18 protein-coding genes are annotated in these 18489 nt (G+C 70.5%); 7 read left to right on the top strand and 11 right to left on the bottom strand.

The window, feature by feature from the left end:
- Positions 1–114: 114 nt before the first annotated feature.
- Positions 115–771, top strand: coding sequence for an Lrp/AsnC family transcriptional regulator (locus ACQP2O_RS16265; RefSeq protein ID WP_433185132.1), 657 nt, complete (start codon positions 115–117; stop codon positions 769–771).
- Here the strand turns inward: ACQP2O_RS16265 and ACQP2O_RS16260 are convergent.
- The 3 genes from ACQP2O_RS16260 to ACQP2O_RS16250 all read right to left on the bottom strand — a co-directional run bounded on the left by ACQP2O_RS16260 (position 768) and on the right by ACQP2O_RS16250 (position 2987).
- Positions 768–1118 carry a hypothetical protein gene (locus ACQP2O_RS16260; RefSeq protein ID WP_433191042.1) on the bottom strand — a complete coding sequence of 117 codons (351 nt, stop codon included), beginning with the start codon at positions 1116–1118 and terminating at the stop codon, positions 768–770. The two genes, ACQP2O_RS16265 and ACQP2O_RS16260, sit on opposite strands and share 4 nt — an antisense overlap.
- A gap of 235 nt (positions 1119–1353) precedes the next feature.
- Complete coding sequence (gene dhaL / locus ACQP2O_RS16255) at positions 1354–1965, bottom strand: dihydroxyacetone kinase subunit DhaL (protein ID WP_433185129.1); 612 nt, start codon at positions 1963–1965, stop codon at positions 1354–1356.
- Positions 1966–1982: 17 nt separating this feature from the next.
- A complete protein-coding gene (locus ACQP2O_RS16250) occupies positions 1983–2987 on the bottom strand; it encodes a dihydroxyacetone kinase subunit DhaK (protein WP_433185126.1) in 1005 nt (334 codons plus the stop codon).
- 157 nt (positions 2988–3144) lie between these two features.
- Here ACQP2O_RS16250 and ACQP2O_RS16245 point away from each other — a divergent pair, with 157 nt between their 5' ends.
- Complete coding sequence (locus tag ACQP2O_RS16245; RefSeq protein ID WP_433185124.1) at positions 3145–3906, top strand: IclR family transcriptional regulator; 762 nt, start codon at positions 3145–3147, stop codon at positions 3904–3906.
- A 10-nt stretch (positions 3907–3916) separates the two neighbouring features.
- Here ACQP2O_RS16245 and ACQP2O_RS16240 read toward each other — a convergent pair whose 3' ends face one another.
- From ACQP2O_RS16240 to ACQP2O_RS16230, 3 genes are read right to left on the bottom strand one after another with little or no spacing between them, the layout of a single operon-like run.
- Complete coding sequence (locus ACQP2O_RS16240; RefSeq protein WP_433185121.1) at positions 3917–4846, bottom strand: RluA family pseudouridine synthase; 930 nt, start codon at positions 4844–4846, stop codon at positions 3917–3919.
- On the bottom strand, positions 4846–5751 hold the full coding sequence (gene lspA, locus ACQP2O_RS16235; RefSeq protein ID WP_433185118.1) for a signal peptidase II: 906 nt from the start codon (positions 5749–5751) through the stop codon (positions 4846–4848). Before lspA ends, ACQP2O_RS16240 begins: the two co-directional genes overlap by 1 nt.
- A gap of 8 nt (positions 5752–5759) precedes the next feature.
- Entirely contained in the window at positions 5760–6269 is a 510-nt protein-coding gene (locus ACQP2O_RS16230; RefSeq protein ID WP_433185115.1) for a TraR/DksA family transcriptional regulator, read from the bottom strand.
- Between the two features lie 513 nt (positions 6270–6782).
- Between ACQP2O_RS16230 and ileS the strand changes: the two genes are divergently transcribed.
- Together ileS and ACQP2O_RS16220 are read left to right on the top strand one after the other, a co-directional pair.
- On the top strand, positions 6783–9968 hold the full coding sequence (gene ileS / locus ACQP2O_RS16225; protein WP_433185112.1) for an isoleucine--tRNA ligase: 3186 nt from the start codon (positions 6783–6785) through the stop codon (positions 9966–9968).
- A 119-nt stretch (positions 9969–10087) separates the two neighbouring features.
- Positions 10088–10501: an Atu4866 domain-containing protein gene (locus ACQP2O_RS16220; RefSeq protein ID WP_433185109.1), complete on the top strand. Its 414-nt coding sequence runs from the start codon at positions 10088–10090 to the stop codon at positions 10499–10501.
- Positions 10502–10511: 10 nt separating this feature from the next.
- Here the strand turns inward: ACQP2O_RS16220 and dxs are convergent, their stop codons facing one another.
- The 4 genes from dxs to ACQP2O_RS16200 all read right to left on the bottom strand — a co-directional run bounded on the left by dxs (position 10512) and on the right by ACQP2O_RS16200 (position 15060).
- Positions 10512–12434 carry a 1-deoxy-D-xylulose-5-phosphate synthase gene (gene dxs / locus ACQP2O_RS16215; protein ID WP_433185106.1) on the bottom strand — a complete coding sequence of 641 codons (1923 nt, stop codon included), beginning with the start codon at positions 12432–12434 and terminating at the stop codon, positions 10512–10514.
- A 63-nt stretch (positions 12435–12497) separates the two neighbouring features.
- A complete protein-coding gene (locus ACQP2O_RS16210; protein ID WP_433185103.1) occupies positions 12498–13148 on the bottom strand; it encodes a GntR family transcriptional regulator in 651 nt (216 codons plus the stop codon).
- A 50-nt stretch (positions 13149–13198) separates the two neighbouring features.
- Positions 13199–13504, bottom strand: a complete 306-nt coding sequence (locus tag ACQP2O_RS16205; protein WP_433185100.1) for a hypothetical protein — start codon at positions 13502–13504, stop codon at positions 13199–13201.
- Between the two features lie 116 nt (positions 13505–13620).
- Entirely contained in the window at positions 13621–15060 is a 1440-nt protein-coding gene (locus ACQP2O_RS16200; RefSeq protein WP_433185098.1) for an MFS transporter, read from the bottom strand.
- 141 nt (positions 15061–15201) lie between these two features.
- On the opposite strand from ACQP2O_RS16200, the gene ACQP2O_RS16195 reads away from it, so the two are divergent.
- Positions 15202–16209, top strand: a complete 1008-nt coding sequence (locus ACQP2O_RS16195; protein WP_433185095.1) for a sigma-70 family RNA polymerase sigma factor — start codon at positions 15202–15204, stop codon at positions 16207–16209.
- Between the two features lie 304 nt (positions 16210–16513).
- On the opposite strand, the gene ACQP2O_RS16190 is transcribed toward ACQP2O_RS16195, so the two are convergent.
- Positions 16514–16909: a nuclear transport factor 2 family protein gene (locus ACQP2O_RS16190; RefSeq protein ID WP_433185092.1), complete on the bottom strand. Its 396-nt coding sequence runs from the start codon at positions 16907–16909 to the stop codon at positions 16514–16516.
- Positions 16910–17047: 138 nt separating this feature from the next.
- On the opposite strand from ACQP2O_RS16190, the gene ACQP2O_RS16185 reads away from it, so the two are divergent.
- A complete protein-coding gene (locus ACQP2O_RS16185; RefSeq protein WP_433185089.1) occupies positions 17048–17614 on the top strand; it encodes a PadR family transcriptional regulator in 567 nt (188 codons plus the stop codon).
- 2 nt (positions 17615–17616) lie between these two features.
- Positions 17617–18396, top strand: a complete 780-nt coding sequence (locus ACQP2O_RS16180) for an SGNH/GDSL hydrolase family protein (protein ID WP_433185086.1) — start codon at positions 17617–17619, stop codon at positions 18394–18396.
- The last annotated feature ends 93 nt before the right edge of the window (positions 18397–18489 follow it).

Genomic DNA, 18489 nt, shown 5'->3' with positions numbered 1-18489 from the left:
TAAATACGACATTCAGAACATCTAGACGATTAGGTAGTGATAGTGCAGTGTTGTGCCCAAGCTGTCCACGACCGCCGCAAAAGTCGAGATGAACTGCTTCGGGAGCCTGCCTCAATGGACGAAACGTCGGACGGACCGTCGGCTGAAGAGTGGCGGCCTGGACGAATCCCCACCGACCTGGACGCCATCAACCTGCGGATACTGGACGTCCTGCGACAGGACGGCAGGATCTCGATCTCCGCTCTCGCGCAGCGGGTCGGCATCTCCCGCGCGAACGCCTACACCCGGTTCGAGGCGCTGCGCGCGAACGGTGTGATCGTCCGGTTCACCGCCCAGGTCGACCCGGTCCGCGCCGGGCTGGGCGTCTGCGCGCTGGTCTTCGTCACCGTCCGCCAGCAGATGTGGCGCCAGTTCCGGAGCCAGCTGGCGCTCATGCCCGAGGTGGAGTACTGCGCGATCACCACCGGCCAGCACGACGCGATGATCCAGATCAGGGTCCGCGACGTGGCCACCGTGCACCATCTCGTCACCCATCGGCTGGCGAGCATCCCCGCGGTCAAGGCGACCGAGACGGTGTTCATCCTCGACGAAGTGCTGCGCCGCCCCTACATCCTGCCCTCGGACGAACGGCCGCTGCCCGCCCCGTCACCCGCCGCCGAGACCGGCCCGATGCCGCTGGGCAGCATGCGATTCGTCCGCGCGGACGCCGGACGCGCCGACCTGGGCGGGCTGCAGGACCTGTCCCACGAGCCCGCCCGGCGAGAACCCTAGGCGGGGAGTTCCTCGCACACGCTGACCTGGGGCGTGTCGTCCCCGTCGAACTGAAACTCCTCGACCAGCCGGAACCGCCCGTCCGGCAGCGGCTCGATACGGCTCGTGCTGCGCCCGGCCACCGGACTCCCGCCGTCCTTGGTCACGTGGACGTAGCTGAGCTCGATCTCGTCGTGGCGGCGGGTTCCGACGAACCGGCCGTGCACGACCGTGTCGCCGTCATAGCTGCCCCAGATCACGCCGTCCGCCTCACGGTAGAGGAACCGGGTGGGCGCGTCGGGGTCCACTCGGCTCGCGGTCGAGCTCACCATGGCGAACCGCCGACCGTCCAGGTTGAGCTGCGTCATCTCGTTCACGGGGTGCATCGTGCCGGGTTTCGCGTGATCCGCAACCGGCGCTGAACGTTTCGGCCGATCCCCCGCCCTCGCTTGGACGAACGGAACGGCCGGACACGGGCATCCGTCGATACGTCTCGGCACCGGACCCGGCGGCGGCCGGCGGTGGCCGCGGCCGGCCGCCGGCTCTCCCGGCGGCCGGCCGGGTCGCGTCCCGGCCGGCGTCACCCGCCCGCCGGGACGCGGTTCACCCGGTCGCCGCGTCGAAGAACCAGGCGACGGTCAGCGCGCCGGGGTCGACGACGCCGCGCGCGTGCTCGCCGACGTAACTGGCCCTGCCGCGCCGGGCGAGCAGGTCCTCGGTGGACGCGGCGCCCTCGTGGGCGGCCGCCGCCGCCTCGCGCAGCGCGGTGGCGACATCGGCGTCCCGTTCCGCCGCCTCGGAGAGGGCCCGGGCCGCCGGCGCCATCGCGTCCACCATGGTCTTGTGCCCGACCTCGGCCTTGCCGAGCCGCTGGACGACGGCCACGGCGTTCCGCGCGGCCTCGCTCAGCGCCCCGGTGGTGACCTCGGGGCCGAGCGCCTTGGCGAACTCCCGGAACCACATGCCGAACAGCGGGCCGCTGGTCCCACCGGTGTTGAGGAAGGCGTTCGCGACGGCCGTGAAGACCGCGCCGGGCGTGTCCGCGTCGGCGGCCTCCAGGTTGGCCGTGGCTCGGCGAACGGCGGAGCCGAGGTTCGTGCCGTAGTCGCCGTCGCCGGCCCGGCGGTCCAGTTCGGTGAGCTCGGCGCCGCGGCGTTCGACCTCCGCGATGAAGCGCTCGATCCAGGCCCGGGTGTCGATGGTGGTGGTCTCCATGTCCATACTCCCGTCTCTCACCAGCTCAGCGCCGGGGTGCGGACCGGCGCGTCCCACAGGTCGACCAGTTCGTCGTCGGCGCGCACCAGCGTGATCGAGCAACCGCGCATGTCGAGCGACGTCACGTAGGAGCCCACGAGCGACCGGGTCACCTCGACGCCGAGGTCGTCCAGGATCGCGGTCAGCTCGCCGTGGACGGCCGACAGCTCCAGGTCGTGCGTCGATCCGAGGCCGTTGACGATGGCGATCACGGAGTCGCCGTGGCCGAGTTCCAGCGCCTTGGCGATCGGGCGGGTGAGCTCGCCGACGAGGTCGCGGACCGGCCCGTACGGCCGGCGTCCCACCCCGTGCTCCCCGTGGATGCCCACGCCGAACTCGATCTCGTCGTCGGCCAGGTCGAACGACGGCCGGCTCTGACCCGGCTGCGTGCAGGACGCGAGAGCGAGGGCCAGGGTGCGCGCCGATCCGGTCACCCGCTCGCCGAGCGCGGCGAGGTCGGCCAGGGAGGCTCCGCGCTCGGCCGCGGCGCCGCAGATCTTCTCGACGGCGACGACCGCGGCGGTTCCCCGGCGTCCCGGGCCGCCCTCCTCCTGCCCGTCCGTGGCCAGGTCGTCGTCCACGAGGACGGTCCGCGTCTCGATACCCTCATCGGCGGCCAACTCGGCGGCGATCTGGAAGTTCAGGACGTCGCCGGTGTAGTTCTTCACGATCAGTAGCACGCCCTGGCCGCGGTCGGCCGCCTCGATCGCCGCCTTGATCTGGTACGCGGTCGGGCTGGCGAACACCGCCCCGGGCACCGCCGCGTCGAGCATGCCCGCTCCGACGAAGCCGACGTGCAGGGGCTCGTGACCGGAGCCGCCGCCCGATACGAGGGCGACCTTCGCTCGGTCCCTCACGCCGGCGCGCACCACGAACGCCGGATCGTCGTGGTAGCGGACCAGTTCCGGATGGGCGCGGGCGAACCCTCGCAGCGCCTCCGGCACCAGGTCGGCCGGATCGTTCACCAGTTGCCGTACGGGCATGGCTCCTCCTTCACGCGTCAGGTCGGCAGGGAGAACCGCAATTCGACATCTACGAAAATCATTCGATAATGCCGAATGGCCCGAATGTAAGGTGTCGACCCGCTGTTGTAAAGTGCGATCGGCAGGCGGGCCGGGCGACGACCGGAAGAGGGCGCGGATGATCCAGTCCGTCGATCGGGCGATCCGGGTCCTGGAGGTGCTCCAAGCCGAGCGCCACCTGAGCCTGTCCGAGATCTCAGCCCGGCTGGAGCTGGCGCCCTCCACCGTTCACGGCATCATCAAGACGCTCCAGACCCGCGGCCTGGTGCTGCAGGAGCAGGGCTCCGCCCGCTACCGTCTCGGCCCCGCCGTGCTGAAGCTGGGCAACGTCTACCTCGACACGCTGGAGCTGCGTTCCCGCAGCCTCACCTGGGCCGCCGAGCTCGCGCGGACCACCGGCCACGCCGTACGCACCGCGGTGCTGCTCCCCGACGAGGTCATGATCGTTCATCACGAGCCGCGGCCGGACGGCTCACGGCAGATGCCGGAGGTCGGCATCGTCATCCCCGCGCACGCCAGCGCGCTCGGCAAGGCGATCCTCGCCTACGCGCCCGATCAGGCCCGGGCGCTCATGGCGGGCGGCCCACTGCGCAGCATGACCCGCGACACGGTGACCGACCCGGCCGAGTTCCGCGAGAGGCTCGACCGCGTACGCGCCGACACCCTCGCCACGGAACAGGAGGAGGCCGTCATCGGCGAGTGCGGGCTGGCGGCGCCGATCTTCGACGGCTACCGGACGGTCGTCGGCGCGATCGGCGTGGTCGTCCCCATGCCCGAATGGCCCCCCGGCGAGGCCGTCGCCGGCGCCGTGCGGGAGGCCGCCCGCCGGATCTCCCGGGAGCTCGGCGCGGCCGGCTGGCCCATCCCGCCGGCCGGGTGAACGCCCGGGCTCAGGACTCGCCGGCGACGACGTCCAGGGCGTGCGCCAGGTCGTCCGGGTACGGGCACTCGAACTCCACCCAGTGCCCCTGCGTCGGGTGCTCGAACCCGAGGCGTACGGCGTGCAGCCACTGCCGGGTCAGGCCGAGCCGGGCGGACAGGGTGGGGTCCGCGCCGTAGAGGAAGTCCCCGACGCACGGGTGCCGCACCGCGGACATGTGCACGCGAATCTGGTGGGTACGCCCGGTCTCCAGCTTGATGTCGAGCAGACTGGCCGCCCGGTACGCCTCGATCGTGTCGTAGTGCGTGACGGACGGGCGGCCTCCGGCCACCACGGCCCACCGCCCGTCGCCGGAGGGGTGCCGGTCGATCGGCGCGTCGATGGTGCCGCGCAGCGGGTCCGGGTGGCCCTGGACGAGGGCGTGGTAGCGCTTGTCGACGGTCCGGTCCTTGAACGCCCGCTTCAGCCGGGAGTAGGCGATCTCGCTCTTGGCGACCACCATCGCCCCGGTGGTGTTCGCGTCGAGGCGGTGCACGATGCCCTGGCGCTCCGCGGCGCCGCTGGTGGCGATCGTGTGCCCGGCGCCGAGAAGACCACCGAGCACGGTCGGGCCCGTCCAGCCGGTCGTGGGATGGGCGGCGACGCCGATCGGCTTGCTGACGACGACGATGTCGGCGTCCTCGTACAGGATGGTCATGCCCGGGACCGGCTCGGCCTTCGGCGCCGGGGCGGCCGGCGGCGCCGGCAGGGTCACCTCGAGCCAGGTGCCCGCCTGCATGCGGTCGGACTTGGCGGCGGCACGCCCGTCGACGAGGACGTCACCGGCCGCGATGACCTCGGCGGCGCGGCTGCGCGACAGTCCGAAGAGCCGGGCCAGGGCGGCGTCGAGGCGCTCTCCCTCCAGGCCGTCGGGCACGGGGAGGCTGCGATGCTCGCTCATCAGTGCTTCGCGTCCCGAACGGAGGTCTCGCCGGCCGCGCGCCCATTGTCCTTCGGCGCGCCGCCCTCGATCACGGCGTCGCCCGGAGCGGTGGCGATGTCGGAAACGGTGGCGTCGTCCGGGGCGGTGACGCCGTCGGAGGCGCTGTCGGCGTCCGCGGGGCCGTCGTCGGAGGCGCTCTCGGCGGCCGGGCGAGCGCCGCCGGCGTCGTCTTCGCCGCCGGAGCCGGCCGAATCCGTGGGTCGCGCCCCGTCCTCGTTCGCTCCGCCGGGGGCCTTCGTCGTGCCGGAGGCGGGCTCGGCGGGCGCGTTCCGCTCACCGTCCGGCCCGTCCGCCGCCGGGGCGTCGGCCTCGCCGGTCCCGGAGTCGCGCTCGGCCCGCTCGTCCTTCTTCTCGTCGCGGTAGACGGTGCCGTCCACCTGCAGCCCGCGCGAGGCCAGCACCACGGCCAGAGCCCCGCCGCAGACGATCGCCGAGTCGGCGAGGTTGAACACCGGCCAGTGCGGCAGCTCGATCCAGTCGACGACGTGCCCGCGCAGCGGACCCGGGGACCGCAGCAGGCGGTCGGCCAGATTGCCCAGCGCCCCGCCGAGCAGGAGGCCGAGGGTGACGGCCCACGGCAGGCTGCGCAGCCGCCGGGCGTACCGAAGGATCGCCACGACGACGGCGGTGGCGATCACGGTGAAGACGTAGGTCATGCCGATGCCGATGTTGAAGGCGGCACCGCTGTTACGGAGCACCCGCAATGTCAGCAGCCCGTTGATCAGCTCGACGGGCGGCCGGTCCTGCAGCGTCGCCACGACGATGACCTTGCTGATCGCGTCGGCGGCGAGGGCGGCCGCCGCGACGGCGACGAGCACGCCGATGCGCCGCGGCCGCTCGGCGGCTTCCTGCTCTGGGTTCATGGCGTCGCTCAGCGACGCTCCTCGCGCTGTTTGCATCTCACACATAGGGTCGCACGCGGGAACGCCTGCAGGCGCGCCTTACCGATCGCCTGACCGCACGACTCGCACACCCCGTAGGTGCCCTGGTCGATCCGGACGATCGCGCGTTCGTTCTGGGCGAGCAGGTCACGGGCGTTGTAAGTGAGCGCCATCGCCTGCTCACGCTCAAAGGTCTTGGCGCCGGCGTCGGCCTGATCGTCGCCGGCCCCCTCGGCGGCGTCGTTGATGCGCTCGGCGATCTGCGACTCCGCCGTCGCGATCTCGGCGGTCAGCTCCCCCATCTCCGCCTGCAACCGGCCACGGACCTCGGACAGCTCGGCGCTGGTCCACCGGTCCTCCCCTTCGCGGACCGGAAGCCGTTGCGCGGTGGCCGTGGAGACCTGCTGAGCCTTGGCCGACCGGTGACGTGGCCCGGTGCGCGATGTGCGGGGCGCCTCGGCTGTGCGATTCTTATCTCCCGCACCAGTGGTACCGTCCATATGGGCCCCCTCGCGCTGATCTTGTTTTTCGGCAGTGCGGGCAGCATAGGTCGCGGTTCGCCAGACGGCAAATGACCAGGGGTTGTCACACTCCGCATATCGCCCATTACGCCCTCAGAGCGTCGAGTTCCCTTGGCGTGTCATTGCCCGTTCTTGACCGACGCGCGCTGTCCGAAACCCCCTCCTGCCCGCCTCCGCTCCCTTAACGGGAAGAAGTCACAGGCCCTGGTGCGTTATCGTCGCTATCGGCAAGGCGTTGATGGGGACACCTGCCGCCGTACGCAGCCTTGAGCGACCCGGAGATGGTGCGAGTCCGGGGGCGTGCCCGGCGGTCTGATCACCCCTGAGCCGTCGGCAGAACGGCCAGCAGGCCCAGTAGATCCGGCAGCCGACCGTAATGAGCGGGTCGTTCCTTCTTCCCGGAGCGGCCAAGGAGGGTGGTACCGCGGGGCTTCGCCGCCTCGTCCCTTCGGTTTCCACGTACAAGTTCGTGACGCCGGAGGTGCACCCGAAATGCCCGACGAGCCGCAGGCCACGCCCGAGACGGGGCGCGGCAGGCTGCGTACCCTCCCCGCGCAGGTCGACCTTCCCGCGCTGGAGCGGGACGTCCTGGCCCGCTGGCGGCAGGGCAAGGTCTTCCAGCGGTCCCTCGACCAGACCGAGGCCGGACCGCAGTGGGTCTTCTACGAAGGACCGCCGACCGCCAACGGCATGCCCGGCGTGCACCACGTCGAGGCACGCGTGTTCAAGGACCTGTTCCCGCGGTTCAAGACGATGAAGGGCTACAGCGTCCGCCGCAAGGCCGGGTGGGACTGTCACGGCCTGCCCGTCGAGGTGGCCGTGGAGAAAGAGCTCGGCATCTCCGGCAAGCGCGACATCGAGTCGTACGGCGTAGCGGAGTTCAACGCGCGCTGCCGCGAGTCGGTGCTGCGCCACGTCGACGCCTTCGAGGCGATGACCGAGCGCATGGGCTACTGGGTGGACCTCGCGCAGGCCTATCGCACGATGGACCCGGACTACGTCGAGGCCGTCTGGTGGTCCCTCAAGACGATCTTCGACAAGGGCCTGCTGGTCCGCGACCACCGCATCAGCCCGTACTGCCCGCGCTGCGGCACTCCCCTGTCCGACCACGAGCTCGGCCAGCCGGGCGGCTACGAGACCGTCGTCGACCCCTCGGTGACCGTCCGGTTCCCGATCACCGACGGCCCGCTCGAAGGCACCGACCTCCTGGTCTGGACGACCACGCCCTGGACGCTGGTGTCCAACACCGCGATCGCCGTCCACCCGGACGTGACGTACGTCGTCGCCGCCCGCTCCGGCGAACCCGGCAAGGTGATCGTGGCCGAGCCGCTGTTCGCCCAGGTCCTCGGCGAGGGCTGGCACATCGTCTCCCGCGTCGCCGGCGCCGACCTCGTCGGCACGTCGTACCGGCGGCCGTTCGACCTCGTCGAGATCCCCGACGCGCACCGCGTGCTGGCCGCCGACTTCGTCACCACCGAGGACGGCACCGGCCTGGTCCACATGGCGCCCGCCTTCGGCGCCGACGACTTCGCGGCCACCCGGGCGGCCGGCATGCCCGTCGTGAACCCGATCAACCCGGACGGGAAGTTCGACCTGTCGGTGCCGCTCGTCGGCGGCGTGTTCTTCAAGGAGGCCGACCAGCGCCTCACCGAGGACCTGAAAGAGCGCGGACTGCTGTTCCGCTCGGAGCGCTACGAGCACAGCTACCCGCACTGCTGGCGGTGCCACACCCCGCTGCTCTACTACGCGCTGCCCGCCTGGTACATCAAGACCACGGCGATCAAGGACCGGCTCCTGGAGGAGAACGAGCGCACCAACTGGTTCCCCGCCACGATCAAGGAGGGCCGGTACGGCGAGTGGCTGCGCAACAACGTCGACTGGTCGCTGTCGCGCAGCCGCTACTGGGGCACGCCGCTGCCGCTCTGGCTGTGCGAGGACGATCACGCCACCTGCGTCGGCTCCCTCAAGGAGCTCGGTGAGCTCGCCGGGCAGGACCTGAGCGCGCTCGACCCGCACCGCCCGTACGTCGACGACGTCGTCTTCGCCTGCCCGGACTGCGGCAAGGAGGCCCGTCGCGTCCCCGACGTGATCGACGCCTGGTACGACTCCGGCTCCATGCCGTTCGCCCAGTGGGGCGCGCCGCACCGGCAGCAGGAGACGTTCGAGGCGTCGTACCCGGCGCAGTACATCTGCGAGGCCATCGACCAGACCCGCGGCTGGTTCTACTCGCTGATGGCCGTCGGCACGCTCGTCTTCGACCGCTCGTCGTACGAGAACGTCGTCTGCCTCGGGCACATCCTCGCCGACGACGGCCGGAAGATGAGCAAGCACCTCGGCAACGTCCTCGAGCCGATCCCGCTCATGGACCAGCACGGCGCCGACGCCCTGCGCTGGTACATGGCCGCAGCCGGCCAGCCGTGGGCCGCCCGCCGCGTCGGCGACGCCCCGCTCGAGGAGATCGTCCGCAAGATCCTCCTGACCTACTGGAACACCGCGTCGTTCTTCGCGCTGTACGCGAACGCCTCCGGCTGGACGCCGGACGCGCCCGCCCCCGCGCACGCCGACCGGCCGCTGCTCGACCGCTGGGTGCTGGCCGAGCTGCACCGTACGGTCCGCGAGGTCGACACGGCGCTCGAGGGCTTCGACACGGCCGCCGCCGGCCGCCGCCTCGCGGAGTTCATCGACGACCTGTCCAACTGGTACGTCCGCCGCTCCCGCCGCCGCTTCTGGGAGGGGCCCGAGGCGTCCGGCGAGAACGCCGCGGCCTTCGCCACGCTGTACGAGTGCCTGGAGACGCTGACGCGGCTCATGGCGCCGATCGCGCCGTTCGTCACCGACTACGTCTGGGACGTTCTGCGGCGCGACGGCGACCCGGACTCGGTGCACCTGGCGACCTGGCCGGAGGTGAACGAGACGCTCCTCGACGCCGAGCTGTCCGATCGGATGGCGCTGGTCCGGCGTCTCGTGGAGCTGGGCCGGTCCGCCCGGGCCGCGTCGGGCGTCCGCACCCGCCAGCCGCTCGGCCGTGCCCTCGTCGGCGCCGGGGGCTGGGCGTCGCTCCCCGCCGAGCTGCGCGCCCAGATCGCCGACGAGCTGAACGTCCAGGGCTTCGACACGCTCGCCTCGATCGGCGGCGAGCTCGTCGAGTACCAGGTCAAGCCCAACTTCCGCGAGCTGGGCAAGCGCTTCGCCAAGCAGACCCCGAAGGTCGCGGCGGCCGTCACCGCCGCCGAGCCGGCCGGGCTCGTCCACGCCCTGCGCGACTCCGGCTCGGTCACCGTCGAGGCCGACGAGGTCGGCAAGGTGGAGCTGACGCCGGACGACGTCATCGTCACCGAGCGGCCGCGCAGCGGCTGGGCGGTGGAGAGCGCCGCCGGGGAGACGGTCGCGCTGGACCTGACCGTCACGCCGGAACTGCGCCGTGCCGGGCTGGTCCGCGAGGTGATTCGTCTGGTCCAGGAGGCCCGCAAGAACACCGGCCTGGACATCAGCGACCGGATCGACCTGTGGTGGCGCACCAGCGACGCCGAACTCGCGGCGGCGCTGCGCGAGCACGGCGACGAGGTGGCCGGCGAGGTGCTCGCGAGCACCTGGCAGGACGGCGAGCCGGACGTGGACCTGAGCCCCGTCCAGGACGAGGAGCTGCGCCTCACCTTCTGGCTGCGCCGCTCCGCCTGACCCTCCGTGCGCTCCGGCGGATCAGCGCCACTCCACCTGATCCGCCGGAGCGCCGAGACCGTGCGTTCGCGCGCGACACGATCGGCCGATGGCACCGCCGGGGGCAGTAGATCCCCCGGATGCTCAGGCAGTTGGGGATCCGCTCGCGACGGTGGGTGCGCCGCCCCCAGGAAGCCCGCACCTGGGGAGACCGCGGCCTGGTCGCCACCGGCCGCCGGGCCGACCATGGAGCCATGACCAGCAACGACACGCCCCGCGCCCCTCACCCGTACGTCGGGATGTGGGTGACCGCGGACGGATTCATCCGCCAGGAACTGCTGCCGAGCGGCCGCTACGACGAGGCCCGCGGAAACCGTCAGAGCGCCTATACCGGCCGCTACACCGTCACCGGCGACCACATCGACTACGTCGACGACACCGGCTTCACCGCCACGGGCGACGTCCGCGACGGCGTTCTCTTCCACGAGCACCTGGTGCTCTACCGCGAAGGCGACGAGCGCGCCCGGCAGGGAGGCATCCGGTCGCGCGGCTGACAGGTCAGAGTCAGCGAAGAGTGGACGGCGCGTCCTGTGGCAGTCGCGAAAGCCGGATGAGGGTTTCCTCGGCCTGGCGGGCGATGTCCGCCGCGGTCAGGCCGACGCGGGCGAGCACACGATCGCGCGCGGCGTGGTCGAGGAAGGCCTCCGGTACGCCGCAGTCGCGCATCGGAACGTCGACCCCCGCGTCGCGCATCGCCCGCGCGACGGCGGAGCCGACGCCGCCGGCCCGTACTCCGTCCTCCACCGTCAGCACCATGCGATGCCGGGCGGCGAGGCCGGGCAGCGTGTCATCGACCGGCTTGACCCAGCGCGGATCGACGACCGTCGCGGTGATGCCGTCGGCGGCCAGGCGGTCGGCGACCTCCAGGCACAGCGGGGCCAGCGCGCCGACGGACACGATCAGGACATCCGCCGCCGGTTCGTCGGTCGCCGTCGCGACGGTTCCCCGGAGGACGTCCATGCCGCCGATTCGCCCGGTGCCCGGGACCGGTGGACCGACGGTTCCCTTCGGGAAGCGCACCACCGTCGGCGCGTCGTCCACCGCCGTCGCCTCGCGCAACTGTTCCCGCAGGCGTTCGCCGTCCCGGGGGGCCGCGATCCGCAGCCCTGGCACGACCTGGAGGAGGGACATGTCCCACACGCCGTTGTGGGAGGCGCCGTCGTCCCCGGTGACGCCCGCCCGGTCCAGGACGAACGTCACCCCGCACCGGTGCAGTGCCACGTCCATCAGCAACTGATCGAAACAGCGGTTCAGGAACGTGGCGTACACCGCGACGACCGGATGCAGCCCGCCCAGGGCGAGTCCGGCCGCGGAGGCGGCGGCGTGCTGCTCGGCGATGCCCACGTCGAACACCCGGTCGGGGTGGCGCCGGGCGAACGGTTCCAGCCCGGTCGACCGCAGCATCGCGGCGGTGATCGCCACCACGTCCGGTCGTTCGGCGCCGATCCGCACCAGTTCCCCGGCGAACACCGAGGTCCAGTCCTCCCCGGCCACGCGCAGCGGCACCCCGGTGTCCGGGTCGATCACCTTGACCTGGTGGAACCGCTCGTCCGCCTGCTCGGCCAGTGGATATCCGCGGCCCTTCTCGGTGATGCAGTGGACGATGACCGGGCCGGAGAATCGTTTGGCCCAGTGCAGTGCCTGCTCCACCGCCGCCCGGTCGTGACCGTCGATCGGGCCGACATACTTCAGGCCCAGGTCTTCGAACATTCCCTGCGGCGCGACGAAGTCCTTGAGCCCCTTCTTGGCGCCGTGCAGAGCGTCGTACAACGGCCGCCCGATCACCGGTGTACGGCCGAGGACGTCCCGGGTGAGTCGCAGGAACCGTTCGTAGCCGTCGGTGGTCCGCAACGCCGCCAGGTGGGTGGCCAGGCCGCCGATCGTCGGTGAGTACGAGTGCCCGTTGTCGTTGACGACGATCACCAGCGGCAACGACGGGTCGGCGGCGATGTTGTTCAGCGCCTCCCAGGCCATTCCGCCGGTCAGCGCGCCGTCCCCGATCACCGCGACGACGTGCCGATCACCCCGACCGTTGAGGCGGTGTGCCTTGGCCAGCCCATCCGCCCAGCTGAGGGCGGTGGAGGCATGCTGGTTCTCCACGAGATCGTGCGGGGACTCGGCCCGGCTCGGATAGCCGGAAAGCCCGCCTTCCTGCCGAAGGCGCGAGAAGTCCTGCCGCCCGGTCAGCAGTTTGTGCACGTACGCCTGGTGACCGACGTCGAAGATGATGCGGTCGGCCGGAGAGTCGTACACCCGGTGCAGGGCGATGGTCAGCTCCACGACGCCGAGGTTCGGACCCAGGTGGCCGCCCGTACGGGACACCGCGTCGATCAGGAACTCCCGGATCTCGGCGGCGAGCCGGTCCAGCTCCGCCGCGCTGAGCCCGCCCAGATCCGCGGGACCGCTGATCGACGACAGAACGCTCATGGGACGACCACTGCTCCTTCGGGAATTCTGCTTACGTGCGGTTGGTGAGCGGCCCGCGAGACCTCACGTGTCCGGGCCGTGCTTCGGCCCACCGCCCGACGACCAGTCCCCCGGGATATGCGACAGGTGCCGGCGCATCAGCTCTTCGGCGAGCGCGCGGTCGCCCTGCAGGACCGCGTCCAGCAGCGGACGATGTTCGGCCGCGGAGTCGACCAGGTCGCCGTCCGCGGTGAGGGAGCGCAGGTTGTGCAGGCGCGTCTGGTCGCGCAGGACCGCCACGGAGTCGACCAGCCGCCGGTTACCGGTCGCCTCCAGCAGGAGGATGTGAAAGTCGCGATCGGCCTGGAGGTTGCCGGCCAGGTCGCGTTCCTCGGCCGTCCTCTCGATGAGGTCGACGAGCTGCGACAGCCGCTCTACGCGGTCCGCCATGCCCAGCTCCGCCGCCCGGCCCACCCCGGGAACCTCGAGCATCATGCGCAGCTCGAAGATCTCGGCGAAGTCCTGCTCGGTGAACGACACCACCCGGAATCCCCGGTTGGGCAGCGCCTCGAGCAGCCCCTCATCGACCAGCGCGAGCATCGCCTCACGCACCGGACTCGTGGACACGCCGAATCCCGTCGCCAACGACGCCGCCGAATACACCTCGCCCGGCACCAGGTCACCGGTGACCAGCGCTTCTCTCAGCGCCGCCAGTGCCTGGTCACGCAGACTCATCCGCCGCAGCGAACCACCTGCCAAAGCCATGGTGAGTAAAATATCACCGGTTACCGGTCACCCGTCAGAGGCCACGACGTGGATGCTATTCGGCCCTCCCCTCGGGTCCGTGTCACCAGCCAAAAAGTAGCTGAGAGTAGTTGCTTGGGGGCCTCGATCGCTCGCAGCCACCGGATCTGAGTCCTCTCGTCCAGCGCTCGGGGTGCGGTACGGGGCAGGTCGTCTCGGCCGATGTTGGCCTTGCCGAGGCCGAGGCGGGTGTGGAAGTCGTCCAGCGCGGCGAGGGCGTTGTTGCTGTAGCGCACCGACTTCTTGGGTACGGCGTCGCGGAGCAGGTAGAGGCGGTAGTCGCGCACAGCCCAGTCGCGGGCGCGCGCATTGGTGAGCGGGGCGCCCTTGGAGTGCCGGTTGGCGCTCGGAAGTCATGGCGGGGGTTTGTGATCTGCCTGGGACCGTGTTCTCGGAAGCGTGGTCATCCCCGGAGCACGGCGCTTGCCCTGCTGGCTGCTCGCCGGGACATCGTGGTTGTCGCCGTGCCCAATCCTGCCAGCGCCGCGGCCACGATCATGGCTCCGCGATAGCCGGAGGCGACTGCGGAGGCAGTGGGGTACCCGCCGGTCGCGGTGAACGCTGCCGAGGCCACTGCGACGCCGAACGCCGCGCCCACCTGTCGGACGGTGCTGAACAGACCCGACGCGGTGCCGATGTCGGCGGGCTTGACCGAGCCGACGACCGACTTGGTCAGTGCGGGCACGGCGAATGTGAAGCCGACGGCTACGACCGCCATGGCCACCGCCAGTACCGGGTACCACAGCCCGGGACGCGAGAACACCGCCGGAATGGTCGTGCCTGCCGTCTGGAGCGTCATGCCTGCCGCGATCATCGGCCGGGTGCCCACACGGTCGGTGGATGTGCCGGACCAGGATCCGAGGGCAAGGGGTACCAGTCCGAGCGGCAGCAGGCGGAGCCCGGCTACCAGCGGACCGTCGCCCTGAGCGTCCTGGAAGAACTGCGCGGTGAAGAACACCAGGGCTGTCAACGACGCCGACTGGAGGAAGATGCCAGCGATGCCGGACGCGAAGGCGGTGTCGGTGAACAACCGCAGCGGAATGAGCGGCTGGCTCGCTCGACGCTGCCAGGCGAGCAGGGCGACCAACGCCACGCCGCCGAGTACGAGTGAGCCGACCACCGCCCGGTCGCCCCAGCCGTCTGTGGCGGCGCGAATCACACCCCATACCAACGCCAGCACGGACGCACCGCCGAGGACCAGTCCGAGCAGGTCCAGCGAACGCCGCCTGCCCGGCCCACCGCCCTGAACGTCGCGGATGCGCAGCAGGACGGCTACGGCGGCCGCTACACCGATGGGTACGTTGACCCAGAAGATGTACGACCAGGAGAGCATCTGGGTGATGACCCCGCCGAAGACGGGTCCGAGCACGGTGGCGAGGCCGGTGACCGCGCCGAACACACCCTGCGCCCATCCTCGTCGTTCGGTTGGGAAGGCGGCGTTGATCAGGGCGAGCGCCGTGGGCATCGTCACGGCGGCGCCGATCCCCTGCACCGCTCTGGCTCCGATGAGCACTGCGCCGTTCGGCGCGAGCGCGCAGGCTACCGACGCTATGGCGAACAGCAGCAGACCGCTCGCGTACACCCGTCGCCGGCCCCAGCGGTCGCCGAGCGCCGCCGCGGTCATCAGCAGTACGGCGAAGGTGAGTGTGTAGGCGTTGATCGTCCAGTCCAGTGTGGTGATCGAGGCATGCAGCGCGACCCGTAGTGTCGGCAGGGCCGTCGTCACCGCGAACAGGTCCAGGATCACCAGGAACGAACCGACACTCGCCAGCGCGAGCGTCCACCGCTGATCGGCGGTCAGTTGATTCGGGGGCGGTGCGGTGAGTGTCGATCGGGATGACATCGGTCTCCTCGGGTTGGCCGACAGTGACACTGCTGGGTAGACCCGCTGGACGCCGAAAACCGGGCGCGCCCGGTTTTCGGCGTGGCCGGTGTCATCACAACTGGACGATTATGCGAGTTCGGACGCAGCGAGGACGGGGTCATGGACGAGGTGTTGCTGTCGGGAGCACGCGAGGGCGACGCGGAAGCGTTCGGCAGGCTCACCGAGCCGTACCGGAGGGAGCTTCAGGTGCACTGCTATCGGCTGGTGGGTTCGGTTGCCGAGGCCGAGGATCTGGTCCAGGAGACGCTTTTCGCGGCGTGGCGCGGAATCGGCGGTTTCGCGGGGCGTTCCTCGATACGCACCTGGCTGTACCGGATCGCGACCAACCGCTGCCTGAACGCATTGCGTGATCGCAACCACCGGCCGTCTCCGGTCGCCGCCCCGCCTTCGGTTCCGCTGCCTGAGCCGAACCGGCTCAGCGAGGTACCGTGGCTCGAGCCCTACCCCGACACGCTGACCGGGTTCGGCGAGCCGGTCCCCGGCCCAGAAGCACGTGTGGAGAGCCGCGAGGCCGTATCACTCGCGTTCGTCGCCGCCGTACAGACCATGCCGCCGCGCCAGCGGGCCATCCTCGTGCTGCGTGACGTGCTCGGATACCGAGGCGCCGAAGTCGCGGAGATGCTCGACACAACCGTGGACGCCGTCGCGAGCGGCCTCAAAAGGGCACGCGGCGCACTGGCGAATCGCGAGCAGTCAGCAGACCCGCCGCTACCGAACTCCCCGACCGAACGTCGCGTCATGGACGCGTTCGTCGCCGCCTTTGAGCGGTGCGACGTGCCCGCGCTGGTCGAGCTGCTCACCGACGACGCCTGGTTCACCATGCCACCACTGCCGCAGGAATACCAAGGCCGCGACGCCGTCGCTGACTTCTTCGCCGAAATCGGCTTTGTGCGCGGCACTCGGCGGTTCCGCCTCATTCCGACCAGAGCCAACGGCCAGCCCGCATTCGGCCGCTATCTGCGCGACCCCCACGCCGGCATCGCCCGCGCGCACGGACTGACCGTGCTCACTCTCGACGGCGACCGCATAAGCCAAATCACGGCCTTCCTCGACACCGGCATGCTCCCGCGATTCGGCCTGCCCCGCATCCTGGCCGACAACGGATGAGCCCGCCGGGAGCGGCTCTGGAGACCACCGGCACGGACCACCGGTAGATCACCCGTCACGCCCCTCACTACTCATCGGGAAGGCCACCGAGGTGAAGTCGGCGGTGTAGTGGGTGATGTGGTCGACGTCCTTGAGGAGGTTGAGCACGCCTCAAGCCTCCCGATTCGCCGTGAACGTCGGGAGAACCCTGATCCGTGATCGTGCAGCTACCGTCCGGTATAGCCACTTGTGATCACCACGTATCGAACTTGAGACGCTACAGGAAGCTACGTTGCGGCTGGTGACACGGACTCGAGTGGAGGCCCTACTCGGCGGTCCGTGCCTCCCGCTGGATGCGGTCGAACTCCGCGCCCATGGCCTCGGCGAGCGCGGTGGCGGCCGACAGCGGCCGCACCATGACGGTGAGCTTGTCGATCAGGCCGTCCTCGTTCAGGTGCAGAAGATCGCAGCCTTGTAGCTCACGCCCCTTCACCTTCGCCCGGAACACCAGCACGTGGTCACGACCGTCCGCGCTCGCGGTCTCCCGGACGTAGTGAAAGTCCTCGAACACCCGCGCCACCCCCCGCAGAATCGCCGCGGTGATCGCCTTTCCCGGGTACGGCTTGAACGCCACGGGGCTGGTGAAGACCACATCGTCGGCGAGCAGCGCCTCGGCCGCCGCCAGGTCTCCGCTCTCCACGGCCTGCCGGAAGGGATGCATGCCCCGATCACCTCTACTCAACTCGTTGACTAGGTGCAGGTGACGCTAACCGCGGAGACCCCCACGAGCCAGGGGTGTCACTCGTGGCAATAATCACATAGTTGACTATTCGCATGTATGAGTAGCTACGGTCAGGACATGTCGTTGCGCAATGCCGTCTTGGCCGTGCTCCTGGACGGTGAGGCATCCGGGTACGACCTGGCCAAGACCTTCGATGCGTCGGTGGCCAACTTCTGGATGGCCACCCCCCAGCAGCTCTACCGAGAGCTGGACAGGATGGCGGCCGATGGGCTGATCCAGGGCCGGATCGTTCACCAGGAGCGCCGTCCTGACAAGCGGCTGTTCTCCCTCACCGACGCCGGCCGCCGCGCACTGCACGAGTTCACCGCCGCGCCCCCGCGCCCCGGCGCGATCCGCGACGAGCTCATGGTGCAGGTGCAGGCGGTCGACGCCGGTGACGCCGAAGCCGTGAAGAGCGCCCTCCGCGAACGCATGAGCTGGGCCGAAGCCAAGATCGCCCGCTTCGAACACCTCCGCGCACGCCTCCTGAACGGCCGCACCGAGGAGGAGCACCTCACGCAGGCCCCCCGCATCGGCCCGTATCTGACCCTCCTGCGCGGCCTGGCGTTCGAACGCGAGAACGTCCGCTGGACCCGTCAGGCCTTGGCCATCCTCGATCAGCGCACCAGAATCCCTACGGAGTGACCATGCCGTACCAGCGTTATGTCGCGGTGGGCGACAGCCAGACCGAGGGTCTGAACGACGGCACCGAGGAGACCGGTTACCGCGGCTGGGCCGACCGTCTGGCCGAGATCCTCGCCGTTCAACATCCGGACTTCCGGTACGCCAACCTCGCCGTCCGCGGCGGCCTGGCCGCTCGGATCAGGGCCGAACAGACCGAAGCCGCCCTCGATCTGAACCCCGACCTGATCACCGTCATGGCGGGCATGAACGACCTGGTCCGCCCCGGCTTCGATCCCGCCGCGGTGGCGGCCGACCTGGAGGCCATGCTGAAGGCGTTCACGGCCTCCGGCGCGACCGTGGCCACCTTCACCTTCCCCGACGTCGCCAAGATCGCGCCTCTGGTACGCCACCTGCGTCCCAGGGTCCTCGACTTCAACGACCGCATTCGCGCCATGGCCGAACGCCACGGAGCCACGCTGGTCGATACGTTCCACCACCCGGTCACCACTGATCCGCGCCTGTGGAGCGATGACCGGATCCACGCGACCCCACTCGGTCACGCCCGCATCGCCGCGGCCGTCGCGCATACCCTGAAGCTCCCCGGCGCCGATGCGAGCTGGGCCGATCCCCTCCCGCCGCTCCCGCCCATGCCGATCTGGCGACGCGCGGCGGTCGAACTCACCTGGGCCGGCACCTTCCTCGGTCCGTGGATCCTCCGCCGCCTCCGAGGCCGCTCCTCTGGCGACGGCCGCGCCGCCAAGCGTCCGGAACTGCAGCCCGTCAACACCGCGAACCTGCCTTGAGAATCAATCGGTTCAGGGACTCCCACCGGGCCCCGTTGCAGCCTCTGACGTGGGGGTGACTGGTCCTCACCGGGCGGGTGCGGAATGATACTG

Origin of the sequence: Actinoallomurus sp. CA-150999 (assembly GCF_050942425.1) — a bacterium.
Taxonomy (GTDB): domain Bacteria; phylum Actinomycetota; class Actinomycetes; order Streptosporangiales; family Streptosporangiaceae; genus Actinoallomurus.
The sequence above is the reverse complement of the archived record's forward strand: the minus strand, read 5'-3'. Positions and strand labels throughout refer to the sequence as shown.